Source organism: Photobacterium andalusiense (genome assembly GCF_900185625.1).
Taxonomy (GTDB): domain Bacteria; phylum Pseudomonadota; class Gammaproteobacteria; order Enterobacterales; family Vibrionaceae; genus Photobacterium; species Photobacterium aquimaris.
Genome location: NZ_FYAJ01000009.1, coordinates 112,143 through 126,748, shown reverse-complemented (window position 1 = coordinate 126,748; position 14,606 = coordinate 112,143). Strand labels below are relative to the sequence as shown.

12 protein-coding genes, 1 tRNA gene and 1 rRNA gene are annotated in these 14,606 nt (G+C 38.6%); 8 read left to right on the top strand and 6 right to left on the bottom strand.

Going from position 1 to position 14,606, the window contains the following annotated elements; all coding sequences use genetic code 11:
- The first annotated feature begins 6 nt into the window (after positions 1–6).
- Both rrf and PAND9192_RS16930 read left to right on the top strand, forming a co-directional pair.
- Positions 7–122: ribosomal RNA gene (rrf, locus tag PAND9192_RS16935) — 5S ribosomal RNA — on the top strand.
- A 74-nt stretch (positions 123–196) separates the two neighbouring features.
- Positions 197–273: transfer RNA gene (locus tag PAND9192_RS16930), tRNA-Asp, on the top strand.
- Between the two features lie 307 nt (positions 274–580).
- On the opposite strand, the gene PAND9192_RS16925 is transcribed toward PAND9192_RS16930, so the two are convergent.
- Positions 581–1,417 carry a TIGR03899 family protein gene (locus tag PAND9192_RS16925; protein ID WP_087854683.1) on the bottom strand — a complete coding sequence of 279 codons (837 nt, stop codon included), beginning with the start codon at positions 1,415–1,417 and terminating at the stop codon, positions 581–583.
- Between the two features lie 76 nt (positions 1,418–1,493).
- Positions 1,494–2,045 (bottom strand): YtfJ family protein, encoded by a 552-nt coding sequence (locus PAND9192_RS16920; RefSeq protein ID WP_087854682.1) that lies wholly within the window; start codon positions 2,043–2,045, stop codon positions 1,494–1,496.
- 170 nt (positions 2,046–2,215) lie between these two features.
- Between PAND9192_RS16920 and PAND9192_RS16915 the strand changes: the two genes are divergently transcribed.
- From PAND9192_RS16915 to tamB, 3 genes are all read left to right on the top strand, one after another.
- Positions 2,216–2,425, top strand: a complete 210-nt coding sequence (locus PAND9192_RS16915; protein ID WP_087854681.1) for a DUF1107 domain-containing protein — start codon at positions 2,216–2,218, stop codon at positions 2,423–2,425.
- 385 nt (positions 2,426–2,810) lie between these two features.
- On the top strand, positions 2,811–4,535 hold the full coding sequence (gene tamA, locus PAND9192_RS16910; RefSeq protein WP_087854680.1) for an autotransporter assembly complex protein TamA: 1,725 nt from the start codon (positions 2,811–2,813) through the stop codon (positions 4,533–4,535).
- Positions 4,532–8,293, top strand: a complete 3,762-nt coding sequence (tamB, locus tag PAND9192_RS16905; protein WP_087854679.1) for an autotransporter assembly complex protein TamB — start codon at positions 4,532–4,534, stop codon at positions 8,291–8,293. The genes tamA and tamB overlap by 4 nt, the downstream gene beginning before the upstream one ends.
- A gap of 70 nt (positions 8,294–8,363) precedes the next feature.
- Here tamB and PAND9192_RS16900 read toward each other — a convergent pair whose 3' ends face one another.
- From PAND9192_RS16900 to fbp, 3 genes are all read right to left on the bottom strand, one after another.
- Positions 8,364–8,744 carry a rhodanese-like domain-containing protein gene (locus PAND9192_RS16900; RefSeq protein WP_087854678.1) on the bottom strand — a complete coding sequence of 127 codons (381 nt, stop codon included), beginning with the start codon at positions 8,742–8,744 and terminating at the stop codon, positions 8,364–8,366.
- 12 nt (positions 8,745–8,756) lie between these two features.
- Positions 8,757–9,284, bottom strand: coding sequence for an inorganic diphosphatase (ppa, locus tag PAND9192_RS16895; RefSeq protein ID WP_087845931.1), 528 nt, complete (start codon positions 9,282–9,284; stop codon positions 8,757–8,759).
- A 152-nt stretch (positions 9,285–9,436) separates the two neighbouring features.
- Positions 9,437–10,450: a class 1 fructose-bisphosphatase gene (gene fbp, locus PAND9192_RS16890; RefSeq protein ID WP_087854677.1), complete on the bottom strand. Its 1,014-nt coding sequence runs from the start codon at positions 10,448–10,450 to the stop codon at positions 9,437–9,439.
- A 197-nt stretch (positions 10,451–10,647) separates the two neighbouring features.
- Between fbp and mpl the strand changes: the two genes are divergently transcribed.
- Together mpl and PAND9192_RS16880 are read left to right on the top strand one after the other, a co-directional pair.
- Positions 10,648–12,003, top strand: a complete 1,356-nt coding sequence (gene mpl, locus PAND9192_RS16885) for a UDP-N-acetylmuramate:L-alanyl-gamma-D-glutamyl-meso-diaminopimelate ligase (protein ID WP_087854676.1) — start codon at positions 10,648–10,650, stop codon at positions 12,001–12,003.
- A gap of 12 nt (positions 12,004–12,015) precedes the next feature.
- Positions 12,016–12,636 carry a flavin prenyltransferase UbiX gene (locus PAND9192_RS16880; RefSeq protein ID WP_087854675.1) on the top strand — a complete coding sequence of 207 codons (621 nt, stop codon included), beginning with the start codon at positions 12,016–12,018 and terminating at the stop codon, positions 12,634–12,636.
- Positions 12,637–12,746: 110 nt separating this feature from the next.
- On the opposite strand, the gene argR is transcribed toward PAND9192_RS16880, so the two are convergent.
- Complete coding sequence (gene argR / locus PAND9192_RS16875; protein ID WP_087854674.1) at positions 12,747–13,217, bottom strand: transcriptional regulator ArgR; 471 nt, start codon at positions 13,215–13,217, stop codon at positions 12,747–12,749.
- A 394-nt stretch (positions 13,218–13,611) separates the two neighbouring features.
- On the opposite strand from argR, the gene mdh reads away from it, so the two are divergent.
- Positions 13,612–14,550 carry a malate dehydrogenase gene (gene mdh, locus PAND9192_RS16870; protein WP_087854673.1) on the top strand — a complete coding sequence of 313 codons (939 nt, stop codon included), beginning with the start codon at positions 13,612–13,614 and terminating at the stop codon, positions 14,548–14,550.
- Positions 14,551–14,606: the final 56 nt, after the last annotated feature.

Genomic DNA, 14,606 nt, shown 5'->3' with positions numbered 1-14,606 from the left:
AATTTGCTTGGCGACCATAGCGTTATGGACCCACCTGATCCCATGCCGAACTCAGTAGTGAAACGTAATAGCGCCGATGGTAGTGTGGGGTCTCCCCATGTGAGAGTAGGACATCGCCAGGCTTTAATTTCTTGTTTTAAGATTTTAAGAAAATCTTAAGGCAAAACAAGTTGCATTTATGCTGAATAGACACTGCGGAGTGGTAGTTCAGTTGGTTAGAATACCGGCCTGTCACGCCGGGGGTCGCGGGTTCGAGTCCCGTCCACTCCGCCATTATATAGAAAAGCCCTAATCGAAAGATTAGGGCTTTTTTACGTTTGTATAAAAGTAAATGATACCGAATAGAGACGGTGAAGTAGTCGTTCAAATGATCAATAATCTCCCCGACATTATTTGGTATTTTCTCTATCCATGGCGTTCGTTATCCCGGTAGCTTAAAACCCATCTAATCACTTGAATATGTATTACTAATATAAGATTAGCTTTCAAACTGTAACCTCATACATATAAAGTGAGTAAATAGTTTGTTGTCAACTCGCACTATTCATTATTATTGCTGCCTTTAATATCATGATTTTTGTTAATCAGTGATGACTGTAAATAGTTGGGAAAGTCGTTCGAGTAAGTAAGCTTGGAATTCTGAATTACTTTTATATTCGATTAATGATGCAATTTCTTGTCCTATTGGAGATAGACGGTAATAAGTAAACGATGTGTTTTTATTATGGCAATTTAAGCTGTAGTGAGCATTTTGCAGATGTAATTGAAACTGCATAAAGTGAGCAATCGTACTTGATTCAAATTCTGTTTTTAGTATAAGCCCTAAGTCCATTAAAATAACGATACTGGAATAGGGAAGGTTGTATTGATCGTATACGATCGGGTAATGTTTTATTTTTGTTCCGAATTGAATGAACTTTGATGGTGTTTTGATACTGGTAATGATTACTTTATTCGTCTTTTTTCCTAGTTGGCAACATACACTGATGACTCGTTGAAATAAGAATGTTTCTTTTTGGGTCATTGAAATCAAAACAGTTAATGTTTTTAAAGATGTTGATCCTGGGCGTATAAGCTCTTTTTTGAGAATTCGAGCCCATAAAATTTGCATTGATGGGCTATATACCTGCTTTGCCATTTGAATAAAACGTACTAACCAATCCTGATCAGGGTCAGTTGTTGCTTCATTTTTACACTCATCGTAAGTTAGTTTGAATATTTTTTCTATATTCTGTTGTTCACGTTGGTATTGTAATTGTTGACTATGCAGATACCGTTCTGCCAAAGATGACTTGTGATCGGACCTAATTAAGCAATCATAACCAAAGTGTTGCGCTAGAGAGTGAGTTCTAGTTTTACTGTTTGTAAAAGATCTTTTTTCTAACGCATTTTTTAACGTTTTTTGGGATGATGTCATTGTGAAATGTCTATTTACAATAAGGCTATTATTAATAGCGGTCACAAATGATATTTCTTGAATGATAAAACAGAGATTAGATGTTTTTTTTCACTAACTCAATGACTTGTCGTATCTGTTGTTGATTAAGCGCTCCTTCATGAATAAATAGGATCTGAGCATTTTTATTTAGGACGATTATTGCAGAACTTTCTTTTTGTAAATCCCAACTTTTTTGTACGTTACCATTACTATCAAGTACAATCGATGACCAAGGATATTGCTTTTTACTTTCTTCAGCAGCACTTTTTACAAAGCTACTTGTTCCCCAAATCGAATCATCTTGGTTGATGATTGTTGTTGTTTGATATTTTTGTTGTGGAAACTTTGCGGCGCTAATCGCATTGACTAATTTTGCATTAATTTTCTTTGCAGATGTTCTACCTGCTATTGCCATTATGATATGTGTTTTTCCTACTAGCTCGGTACTATTCCAAGATTGATAGCCAATACTATTATCATTCAGTATAAGTTCACCTTTGTTCGTTACTGTAATTGCGGGTAGTGTTGTATTCATTTTAAGATTATTGGCGTGAGCTAATGTCGGGATGATCGCAATAAATGCTACTGCTAATAATTTCTTATACATAATAATCCTTTTATTCATAACGTTATTAGTTCTGTTAATTGTATTTTACATAATGATGATTGTAACAAGTTAGTATTAATCACTTAAGCTGAATTTATTTGGCAAACTGTTTGCATATTTTCGATGTTAATAGAAATAAACACGTTGTATTGATTATTATGTGAGGATATATGTTGAGAATCTTTCAAGTCTATCGTCCTGTTCAAATAGCAAAATATGTTAAAAATTTCTTTAAAGGGCGGCTTTTTATCATAGGTATTGGTGGGTTTGAATTTGAATATGGACGTTTAGTTCCACCAAAATCTGCGGACATTAAGTTATTGAATGTCTTATCAGAAGTGAATAAAGAAATTCAAATACTGTCTACGACAATACCTTAAGAAAAGTTAAATTAAGCATGACATAAATAAAGATAGTTATGAGTACGAGAGAAGTAAACTTTAGAATGCTAATAAGAACACTATTTTCATTTTGCGACGCTTGTTGATAATATTTAGTGCATTATTAGTTCTTTTTATGTCAACAATGTGAAGAACTGTTCTAGAGTTATTTGGTTGCGATGTAATTATTTGGGGTTATTACCTGAAAAATTGTTTGTCTCTATAAATATTCGATGTGACGAATTGAATTTGTTGTTAATGATAGATATTTGAATTGAGTAGTTTATTATCAATAATATTGATAGCTATTGTTGGTATGGGTATACAGTATTTACCAAAATAGATCGTGTGAATGAATCTAATTTTTCCAAGAAGCATAATCCGAATGAATAAAGTTTATCAGTGGCTGGGTATTGCATCTTTTGCCTTAGTATTATCAAGTCCGACAATGGCGGCATCTCTTAAAGTTAAGGGGTTAAAAAGCAGCCTTGAAGATAATGTTGATGCGTATCTCTCTGCGATTTCTCCAAGTGATTACAGTGATACGTTACGTTTTCAAGAACAAGTAAAATCTGAGATAAGTCAGGCTTTACAGGCGCTTGGCTATTATCAGCCGACTTATGATTATCATGTAAAGGGCAGTGGCAAAAAAATAGCAATTACCGTAACGGTTGATGCTGGCCCGCGTACGCATATTAGTCAAAGTAATATTGTTATTACTGGCGATGCGAAAGATGATCCTGCTTTTATCTCGTTATTAAAAAATAGCGGTTTAGGTATAGGAAAAGCGCTTAATCAAGGTAAATATGAAACGTTAAAGTCTTCATTGCAAAGTTTAGCGGTACGCCGCGGCTATTTTGATGCGGAGTTAAAGAAGAGCGAATTAGGTGTTATTCCTAGTCGTAATGAAGCGATCATCACGATCGATTTTGATTCTGGGCGTCGCTATACTTTTGGTGAGACACATTTTACTGGCAGCCAAATCAAGGATGAACGTCTGCGTTCGATGATCCCTTATACTGAAAATGAACCCTATTTAGCGTCTAAATTAGGTTTGTATAATGAACGTTTATCTAATATTGGCTGGTTCTCATCTATTTATGTTGGTGGTGATGTCGCTAAACGTAAGGATGATAAAATTCCGATTGAAGTTGCTGTAACACCTCAGGTTAGAAATCAAATTGAAACAGGTATTGGTTTTTCAACTGATACTGGCCCACGTTTGAAATTTAACTGGAAAAAGCCATGGATCACCAGTAATGGTCACAGCTTTTACCTCAAATCAGAGATATCGAAAGAGCAGCCTAAGGTTGAAGCAGCCTATCGAATTCCATTAGATGATGTTCTTAATAATTATTACCAAATTGTTGGTGGGATTCGTTACGTTGATAGTCACGATACTATTAGTACTCAATTGGGCTTAGGTGTCGAACGTCACTGGAAATTGGCGTCAAATTGGGAGCGTACGGTATCGTTACATTGGTTGAATGAAAAATACAAGCAAGGTGGCGATGAAGAAGGTACCTTCAATGTATTTTTACCAGGATTATCTTATAGCAAAAGTGAATTCTCTGGAGGGGTTTTCCCTTCTTCTGGTAGTAAATACAATTTCTCAGTTGAATTTGCGAATAAAGCATTAGGTTCAGATACTGACTTTGTCCGTTTACAGGCAAAATCAGCTTGGATTCGAAGTTTGAGTGAAAATCAACGTGGTATCTTCCGTGTGGCCGGTGGTGCTGTATTGGCTGATAGCATTCGTGATATTCCGCCATCGTTACGTTACTTTATTGGTGGTGATAATAGTATTCGTGGTTATGGCTATGAGTCTATTTCGCCGCGTAATGATCTTGGTCGAATGATCGGTGGCCAATATATGGCAACGACAAGTATAGAGTACCAATATCGTTTGTATGGTAATTGGTGGGGTGCATTATTTTATGACTATGGTTCGACCTGGAATAACAATAAACCAGATTGGATGCGAGGTACGGGCTTTGGTGTGCGCTGGGCATCTCCAGTTGGTCCTGTACGTATTGACTTTGCTTGGGGACTTGATAAACCCGACAAGGATAAATTTCAACTTCACTTTAGTTTAGGGCCTGAATTATGATCTGGGTGAAGCGTATTGCTTTGGCTATTTTAGCCCTGTTATTATTTTTAGTTATTGCTGTTGCTGTTATTTTATACACTCCTGCGGGATTAAAAGTTGCTAGTTGGGGGGCGCAAAAAGCCTTACCTGCGTTATCAATTGGTACCACAAAAGGATCACTATTAAGTGGTTTTCAAGTTGATGATGTGCGTTATCAAGATAGCAATATGAATTTAGCGGTTAAACAATTACATTTAACATTGGATGAGCGTTGTTTATTAACGCCTGAAATTTGTATTTCAGATTTAGGTGTAAAAGGCGTTAAGTTCTCGATGCCTAAATTACCGCCAGCAACTGAGCCTGAGCAACCGTCTGAACCGGTAACAGAAATCAGTCTTCCAGTCCCAATCAAAATTGATAAAGTTACTTTAGATAATATTGATCTTGATATTCTAGCCAATAAAGTTAGCTGGCAACATTTTGCTACTGCTGCAACCGTGGTTGGTAGTCATGTCACGTTAAAACCAACTGATTGGCAGAATATTAAGTTAGCACTTGCTCCGGCTGAAAAGTCTGATAAAGCAAAATCTAAGCCAGCAGCAAAGATTAAAGCTAAGTCTGACACTACCGCGATTACATTGCCTGATGTTGTATTGCCAATGTCGTTTGATATTGAACGTTTTACGATTAAAAACTTTGAGTTGGTAGGTAAAACCCCACAAAAAGTATCATTACTTGAGCTGATAGCATCAGGGAAAGGCAGTGAAATTAATGTTGAAAAGTTACAGGTTAATGCACCACAGGCTGATTTAAATGCCAAGGCACAAGTAACATTAGCGGGTGATTATCCATTAACATTAAATGCGAATGCTAAGATCGCAATGAAGCCTGTTAATGGGCATCAGTTAACGTTAAAAGCCAGTGGTTCATTACAAAAGTTACTTGTTGATGCTCAGCTAAAAGGCAAGTTGGATGCGGTTATTAAAGGTCAGTTATCGCCACTTAAAGCCGATTTTCCCTTTGATGTCGCAATGTCGAGTAAACACTTGCAGTGGCCAATTGATAAGTCAGCAGAATTTACGGTTGATAATACAATAATTGATGCTAAAGGTAGCTTGAAAGGCTTTACGTTTAAGGCCAAAAGTAGCATTGATGGCACTCCAATGCCTGCAGTTAAATTAGCGTTAAATGGTAAAGGTGACTTAAATAAGGTTGATCTTTCTTCTTTGAAGATTAATACCTTAGGTGGCGTGATTACTGGTAATGCACAAGCTGATTGGCAAAAATTAGTCACCTGGAATGGACAACTGGCGTTTGCGAATATTCAACCGGGTTTACAGTGGCCTGCAGCTAAAGGTAACGTCAGTGGCAAATTTGTAACCTCTGGTGGATTAACCAAGCAAGGTGGTTGGTTTGTTAAACTGCCACAGTTAGACATCGATGGCATTATTATGAAGCAAGCATTAACACTTGTAGGTAAGCTAGATGCCTCTGACGTTAATGGTAAAGGTGATTTACTGCGAGTAAATACGCCTGGATTGACATTAAAACACGGTCCTAATGGGATGGTAGTAAAAGGTCAATTAGATAAAGCTTGGAACATGATAGCGAAGATTGACGCGCCGGATTTATCTAAATCATTAAAAGGTTTACATGGTGCTGTTAATGGCGATGTTAAGTTATCTGGCAGTATGGCAACCCCAGATATTAAGCTTGATTTACAAGGTAATGATTTAGGTTGGCAGCAATTAGCACAGTTAGCATCATTTGATCTTAAAGGCGATGTGACTCCTTTACCTGATATGAAGGCGAATATCAGCCTAACTGCAGCAAAAGGTAAATATGGTACAACAACATTAGATGATCTTAAGGTTCTATTTAAAGGTACTGAGCAAAAGCATAGTTTAAGTGTTAATGCTAAAGGTGAGCCTGTTGGTGCTAATTTATTGATTGATGGTAGTTTTAATAAGAAAACAGGTTGGCAAGGTACGTTAGCTAAAGGTGATATTAGTACACCGGTTGGTGATTGGGTACTGAACCATACGACACCGATTCGTTATGATCTTAAAACGGCGATGGCAACCGTAGGTGCTCATTGTTGGCAACAAGGACAAGCAGCAATTTGTTTAACCCAAGATCTTACTGCTGGTGCTTCAGGACAAGCGAAGTTAGCGATACGTAAGTTTAACTTTGATCTGTTAAAACCGTTCTTACCACCAGAGTTAAAGGTTAATGGTGAGTTAGGAGCAAATGTTGATGCCAAATGGTCACCTAAAGCAGCGCCATATCTAAAGGCGAATATTATTATGCCTGCCGGTAGAATGAGCCAGCAAGTAAGTAGTGATGAGCAGCCATTAGTATTAGGGTGGAATAAAGTAACCGTCAATGCTGAGATGCAAGATAATACTTTAAATACTAATTGGTTAGTTGCTATTAAGAATAATGGTAATTTAAGTGGTCAGGCAAAGATCACCAACCTTCAAGGTGATAAACAGATCAATGCTAATGTTAAACTTGATCGTTTTACCTTAGGTTTCCTTGAGCCTATGATTAAAGATTATCATAAGTTTGGTGGTCAAGTTGATACTAATTTGAGCGTGACTGGACCTATTTTACATCCTAAAGTTAATGGCTTATTACAAGTGACTAAGCTTGAAGCTACAGGACGTAAAGTACCGTTAGATGTTAAAAATGCAGATATCAAATTAGCATTTAATGGCTATAACGCTAACTTGATCGGTAATATTTATACGCCAGATGGTCAATTATTACTACGTGGTAGTGGTGATTGGCAGGATATGGCAGCTTGGAAAACGAAGCTTAATATCAATGGTAAAGAGTTGAAAGTGAGTATGCCACCAATGGTAGCATTAAAAGTTTCTCCTGATTTAACCATTGAGGCTACGCCAACGTCAGCAGAGATCACCGGTAAAATTGGAATTCCGTGGGGAAGAATTACGGTAAATCAATTACCTAAATCAGCGGTAAAAGTATCGAAAGATCAAGTGATCTTAAAAGATAACTTACAGCCAGTGATAGAAAAGTCGACGGTTCCATTTGATATCAAAACCAATATATTTGTTCATATTGGTGATGACGTTAAATTGGCTGCGTTTGGCTTAAAAGCAGGCTTGTTAGGTGATCTTAATGTTCGTCAAAATGGCAAAGGACCGATGATTTATGGTGAAGTAAATATCGCCAAAGGATCATATTACCGTGCGTTGGGACAAGAATTGTCGATCCGTAAAGGACAAATACTCTTTAATGGTCCAGCAGAGCAACCTTATCTCTCTATTGAAGCGATTCGCGATCCTGATAACGTCGAAGATGATGTTATTGCCGGAGTACGTGTTACAGGTCCTGCTGATAAACCAGAAGTGAATATTTTCTCGGATCCTGCAATGCCACAGCAAAATGCATTGTCATATATTCTAACGGGTAAGAATCTTGATGCTGAGAGTTCTGGTGATAGCAGTAGTGCAATGACAACTGCTTTAATTGGTATGGGCCTGGCGCAAAGTGGTCAGCTTGTTGGTGATGTTGGTGAAGCTGTAGGTGTTAAAGATCTAAGCTTATCAACTTCAGGTGCCGGTGATGATTCACAAGTGACGATCAGTGGCTATATTGCTCCCGGGTTACAGGTGAAGTATGGCGTAGGTATCTTTAACCAAGTTGATGAATTTACGTTACGTTATAAATTAATGCGAAATTTGTATGTTGAAGCGGTTTCTGGTCTTGATCAGGCTGTTGATTTACTTTACCAATTTGAATTTAATTAATCACAATATAGATATTTAGCTGGTAACAATAACAAGCCCGATTAGCAATAATCGGGCTTTTTTATCTCTTTTATTGAGTCGGTAGCGGTTGTGCTGATTTAAGTTTTTTATAGTTAAGACCATTGTAGATTGCGGTGTAGCCTAATTTTTCTAGTGTTGTTGCGGCTATTTCTGCGCGTCGGCCTGATTTACAATACAGTAATATAGGCTGAGCTTTATCAGGATAATGCGCCACTATAGTCGCGATCTGTTGATAAGGTATATTGATGGCTGAATCTAAATGACCATCGTTAAATTCAGCCGCTGTTCTAACATCAATAATGACATTGGGCTGTTGTTGCTGTAATTGCCAAAACTGCTGCACAGAAACATTTTTAGCATAGCTGGTTGAAGTCAGCACTGACAAGCTTAATGTGGTAATGAGTAGTCCATATTTGAGTACTGGTTTCATTACATCCCCTCGCTACTTTTGAGCGCGTGCAAATGAAGACATGATCTCTTCTTTGGCTGCTTCAACTCCCTGCCAACCATCAATTTTTACCCATTTATTGGCTTCGAGCTCTTTATAATGCTGGAAGAAATGCACAATTTGAGCTTTTAATAGCGCAGGAAGATCTTCAATATCATTAATATGGTTATATTCACTGCTGAGTTTTGAATGGGGAACCGCGATGATTTTAGCGTCTTCACCTGATTCATCTGTCATTTTTAGTACCCCTATTGGACGACAACGAATCACTGAGCCTGCTAGTAGTGGGTACGGAGTTGGCACTAATACATCTACCGGATCGCCATCAAGTGATAGCGTGTGGTTGATATAACCATAATTACATGGATAGAACATCGGTGTAGAGGTGAAACGGTCAACAAAAATCGCGCCACTGGCTTTATCTACTTCGTACTTAATTGGATCTGCGTTGGCAGGAATTTCAATAATAACGTTAATATCGTTGGGAATGTCCTGACCGGCAGTTACTTTGTTTAAGCCCATTATATATTCCTTTTGGTTAATAAAATGTTGCATATATTGAGGTTATCATGATTGAGGCTAAAAACAACACTCGAGCCTAAGGCGTTTTTGAAGGCGATAAAACGAGGATTAATGATTGTCAAGGTGGCTAATACCACCTTGAATCATCATTGCTATTGGTCATCTACTTCGTGCAGAAAAGCTTCTACCTTGTTGACCATATTGGTTGAGCCAACAAAGAAAGGTACTCGTTGATGTAATTCAGTTGGTATAAGATCCAAAATACGCTGTTGGCCATCTGTTGCTCGTCCACCCGCTTGCTCAATTAATAGTGCCATGGGGTTACACTCATATAGGAGACGTAATTTTCCATTGGGGTAACTGGCAGTACTGGGATAAAGGTAAATACCACCTTTTAACAAATTCCTGTGAAAATCGGCAACTAAAGAACCAATATAGCGCGATGTATAAGGGCGGTTATCTTGTGGTACACATTCTTGGCAATACTTGATGTATTTTTTTACCCCTAGTGGGAAACGAATATAATTGCCTTCGTTGATCGAGTAAATATTGCCATCAACCGGAATTTGCATGTTTTCATGCGAGAGACAGAATACACCGAGAGAAGGATCGTAGGTGAAGCCATGAACACCATTACCTGTGGTATAAACCAACATGGTTGATGAGCCATAAATAATATAACCAGCAGCAACTTGGCGATGACCTGGTTGAAGGAAGTCAGCATCTGTGGCTGGTGAACCTACGGGGGATATACGGCGATAGATAGAGAAAATTGTACCGACAGATACATTGACATCAATATTTGATGAGCCATCAAGTGGATCCATTAACACTACATATTTAGCGTCTCGGTTTAATTGACGATTAAAACTGACCGCTTGGTCTTCTTCTTCACTGGCTATACCACAGACTTGATCACGCGCCTCTAATGCTGCTTTAAATTTATCATTAGCATAAAGGTCGAGTTTTTGCTGTTCTTCTCCCTGCACATTTTCAGTGCCTACAGTCCCTGTTATATCAACGAGCCCGGCTTTATTGATTTCGCGGTTTACGATTTTAGCCGCTAGTTTAATTGAGCCTAATAGCGATGATAGCTCGCCACTGGCGTGAGGAAAATCATTCTGCTTCTCGACAATAAATTCACCAAGCGTTCTAATATCGGTCATAAACAATCCTTGCATTATGTTGTCATAAGGGTAGAGAGATTCAGTTGTATATTGGTTGGATCTCAACGCATAATGAGACTCAATTCCTCATAGTATTTTTCGTTATATAAAGAATTGTATATAAAGATCTTTTTTATGGTAACGAAGTAACGTCAAAGCGTGACATTAATAAAAATTAACGATGGAGAGAGCAATATATGCATATTCATATTTTAGGTATTTGTGGAACATTTATGGGGGGAGCTGCCACATTAGCGACTCAACTTGGGCATAAAGTTACTGGCTCAGATGCTAATGTTTATCCACCTATGAGTACCATGCTTGAATCTCAAGGTATTGAAATAATTCAAGGATATGATCCTGAGCAATTAAAGCCAGCCCCTGATTTAGTGGTGATCGGCAATGCTATGAGTCGTGGCAATCCATGTGTTGAATATGTGCTTAACAATAATTTACGTTACACCTCTGGCCCACAATGGTTACAGGATTATTTGTTGCATGATCGTTGGGTGATGGCAGTTGCTGGTACGCATGGTAAGACAACTACGGCAAGTATGTTGGCATGGATCCTTGATGATTGTGGTTATCAACCTGGCTTTTTAGTCGGTGGCGTACTTGGAAACTTTGGTGTGTCAGCACGTCTTGGCGAAAGTATGTTCTTTGTGGTTGAAGCCGATGAATACGATAGTGCTTTTTTTGATAAGCGTTCGAAGTTTGTACATTACCACCCACGGACCTTGATCATGAATAATTTAGAATTTGATCATGCTGATATTTTTGACGATCTAAAAGCGATTCAACGTCAATTTCATCATTTAGTACGTACTGTTCCTGGAAATGGACGTATTTTAGCGCCGCAAGGGGTTAAAAATATTGATGAAACATTGGCAATGGGTTGCTGGAGTGAAGTGGAATATATCGGTAATGATGGCCATTGGCGTGCTGATAAAAAGCGAGAAGATGGCAGCGTATTTGATGTTTACCTTGATGATCTGTTAATGGGTACTGTGGACTGGGCATTAGTGGGCGATCATAATGTCAACAATGCGCTCATGGCAATTGCGGCAGCTCGCCATGTTGGAGTAACGGCGAATTTGGCTTGTGAATCATTAGCTAAATTTATTAATACCAAGCGTCGATTAGAGTATAAAGGTCAAGTTAACGGGGTCACGGTATACGATGATTTTGCTCACCACCCAACAGCTATTGAGCTGACATTAGGTGGATTAAGGGCTAAATTAAATCAATCACGTATTCTAGCAGTGCTTGAACCACGATCTAACACCATGAAGTTAGGGGTTCATAAACATGATTTAGCCCCAGCATTAGGTGCTGCTGATGAAGTTTTCTTATTTCAGCCTGATAATATTCCATGGTCAGTGCAAGAAATTGCCGATCAATGCCCTCAGCCTGCTTTCTGTAGTGATGATATCGATAAGCTGGTGGCTAAGATTGTTGAATCAGCTCAAAGTGGTGATACGATTTTAGTGATGAGTAATGGCGGTTTTAGTGGTATTCACGATAAGTTATTAGCGGCATTAACTGCAAAATAAAAGTGAGAGATAATGAAACCGAAACAGATAACATTAGCATGGACAGGCGCGTCTGGTGCACCTTATGGTTTGCGGTTGCTGGAATGTTTATTAGCAGCAGATTATCAGGTTTATCTGTTGATATCATCCGCGGCACGCGTGGTGCTAGCGACAGAGCATGGACTTAAACTATCGGCGGCGCCAGCAACGGCACAACAACAATTAGTTGAGTATTTACAGTGTCCAACTGAAAAATTAGTGGTGTGTGGTAAAGAGGAATGGTTCTCGCCGGTAGCGTCTGGCTCGGCAGCACCTAAGCAAATGGTGATCTGCCCATGTTCAGCATCAACCTTGGCTTCTGTTGCTTATGGCATGTCTAATAACTTGCTTGAGCGAGCAGCGGATGTGGTAATAAAAGAACGTGGTCAGTTACTACTGGTGATCAGGGAAACACCATTTTCAAGTATCCATTTAGAGAATATGCTTAAGTTATCGCAATTGGGCGTAACGATTATGCCTGCAGCCCCAGGGTTTTATCATCAACCACAAACTATTGATGATTTAGTTGATTTTATGGTAGCAAGGATATTGGATCATCTCAAAATAGAGCAAGGGCTAGTGCCTCGCTGGGGTTATGAGAAATCTGAAAAATAATAGATAACATTAGTGCCGCTTATCATCACGAGACACTATGAACGAAGGGTCTATATTTCTTGAGCATGTATATCGATGCAGTATGAAGTTAGATAGACCCTAATTATCGATCAGTGGCTGTAATCAAACAGTCCACATACTGACACATAAAGCTCATTGGTAGTGATGTTATTGGTTGGGGTAATAAAAATCGTATCATCACCGGCCACAACACCTAAGATCCCTTCAGGTCGACCTAAAGAATCTAATAAACGTGCAATCACTTGTGCCGCACCAGGGCCGGTATGGATCACAACTAGCGCACTGTTAAAGCCAACTTCCATCACTAGCTCTTTTAGAGGGCTAGTGATTGTTGGAACACCAAGTTCAATTGGTAAGCAATACACCATTTCCATCTTGGCATTACGAGTACGTACAGCTCCAAACTTGGTGAGCATGCGAGAGACTTTTGATTGATTAATATTATCAAAACCCTGTGCTTTCAACGCATCAACAATCTCACCTTGAGAACTGAATTTTTCTTCTTTTAAAATTAATTTAAACGCTTTAACGAGACGTTCTTGTTTGTCTGAATTTCGCATAAGTAAATATTATCTACAGGGACGAGGTAATCCATTTTTGCATAACCTGTGACTCACTGGCAAACAAAGTGAATCAAAATAAATATGTGAAGCCGCATTTTTGTTATATATAAAAAATTTTATTGTGACTCTTGTCATTGTTTTATCAAAACTAATTAATCTGATTTTTATAAATAATAGCCATTATTAAATATTTATTTTATTTGTCTGATAAAAGCGTTTGAGTGCATTTTTATGGGATTCTGCGTTACTTCGCAAAGCGAGTGGGTGAGGATTGTATTTTTTTTATGCTTAATATAACGTCCATATATTGTTATTCAGTTACTACTATTATTAGCTGAATTAGATTGTACCCACTTCAAAAAATATACTTCTATCGTAAAGGAGAACGAACATGAAAGTTGCTGTAATTGGTGCGGCTGGTGGTATTGGTCAAGCATTAGCATTGCTATTGAAAAACCGTTTACCGGCAGGCTCAGATCTTGCTCTATATGATATTGCTCCTGTAACACCTGGTGTTGCAGCAGATTTAAGTCATATTCCAACCCCAGTAGCAATTAAAGGATATTGTGGGGACGATCCAACACCGGCACTAGAAGGTGCTGATGTTGTGCTTATTTCTGCAGGTGTAGCACGTAAACCGGGTATGGATCGTGCGGATTTATTCAATGTTAATGCCGGTATTGTGAAGTCATTAGCAGAAAAAATCGCCGTTGTATGTCCAACAGCATGTGTTGGTATTATTACTAACCCTGTCAATACCACGGTTGCAATTGCAGCTGATGTGTTGAAAAAAGCCGGTGTTTACGATAAGCGTAAGTTGTTTGGTATTACCACACTTGATGTTATCCGTTCAGAAACTTTTGTCGCTGAACTAAAAGGTGTTTCACCATGTGATATTCGAGTGCCGGTTATTGGCGGTCACTCGGGCGTAACTATTTTACCTTTGCTATCACAAGTTGAAGGTGTGAGCTTTACTGACGATGAAGTGAAAGCACTAACACCTCGTATTCAGAATGCAGGCACAGAAGTTGTGGAAGCAAAAGCTGGTGGCGGCTCTGCAACACTCTCTATGGGCCAAGCGGCATGTCGCTTTGGTTTAGCGATGGTACGTGCGCTACAAGGTGAGCAGGGTGTTGTTGAGTGTGCATATGTTGAAGGTGATGGTAAGCATGCTCGTTTCTTCGCTCAACCAGTATTATTGGGTAAAGAAGGGATTGAAGAAGTGATGGATTACGGTCACTTAAGCGCATTTGAGCAAAATGCATTAGAAAGTATGCTTGATACATTGCGTGGCGATATTACGCTTGGTGAAGAGTTCGCTGCCAAATAAGCCAAGATAATTAACATATAAAAAATAACTGACCCTCAATAGTTAGACAATCAATT

Bases quoted from the DNA above. Each gene is read 5' to 3' on its own strand.
- fbp (WP_087854677.1), bottom strand. From the start codon at position 10,450: ATGACCGATATTAGAACGCTTGGTGAATTTATTGTCGAGAAGCAGAAT.
- PAND9192_RS16880 (WP_087854675.1), top strand. From the start codon at position 12,016: ATGAAACCGAAACAGATAACATTAGCATGGACAGGCGCGTCTGGTGCA.
- PAND9192_RS16915 (WP_087854681.1), top strand. From the start codon at position 2,216: ATGTTGAGAATCTTTCAAGTCTATCGTCCTGTTCAAATAGCAAAATAT.
- ppa (WP_087845931.1), bottom strand. From the start codon at position 9,284: ATGGGCTTAAACAAAGTAACTGCCGGTCAGGACATTCCCAACGATATT.
- mpl (WP_087854676.1), top strand. From the start codon at position 10,648: ATGCATATTCATATTTTAGGTATTTGTGGAACATTTATGGGGGGAGCT.
- tamB (WP_087854679.1), top strand. From the start codon at position 4,532: ATGATCTGGGTGAAGCGTATTGCTTTGGCTATTTTAGCCCTGTTATTA.
- PAND9192_RS16900 (WP_087854678.1), bottom strand. From the start codon at position 8,744: ATGAAACCAGTACTCAAATATGGACTACTCATTACCACATTAAGCTTG.
- mdh (WP_087854673.1), top strand. From the start codon at position 13,612: ATGAAAGTTGCTGTAATTGGTGCGGCTGGTGGTATTGGTCAAGCATTA.
- argR (WP_087854674.1), bottom strand. From the start codon at position 13,217: ATGCGAAATTCAGACAAACAAGAACGTCTCGTTAAAGCGTTTAAATTA.
- PAND9192_RS16925 (WP_087854683.1), bottom strand. From the start codon at position 1,417: ATGACATCATCCCAAAAAACGTTAAAAAATGCGTTAGAAAAAAGATCT.
- PAND9192_RS16920 (WP_087854682.1), bottom strand. From the start codon at position 2,045: ATGTATAAGAAATTATTAGCAGTAGCATTTATTGCGATCATCCCGACA.
- tamA (WP_087854680.1), top strand. From the start codon at position 2,811: ATGAATAAAGTTTATCAGTGGCTGGGTATTGCATCTTTTGCCTTAGTA.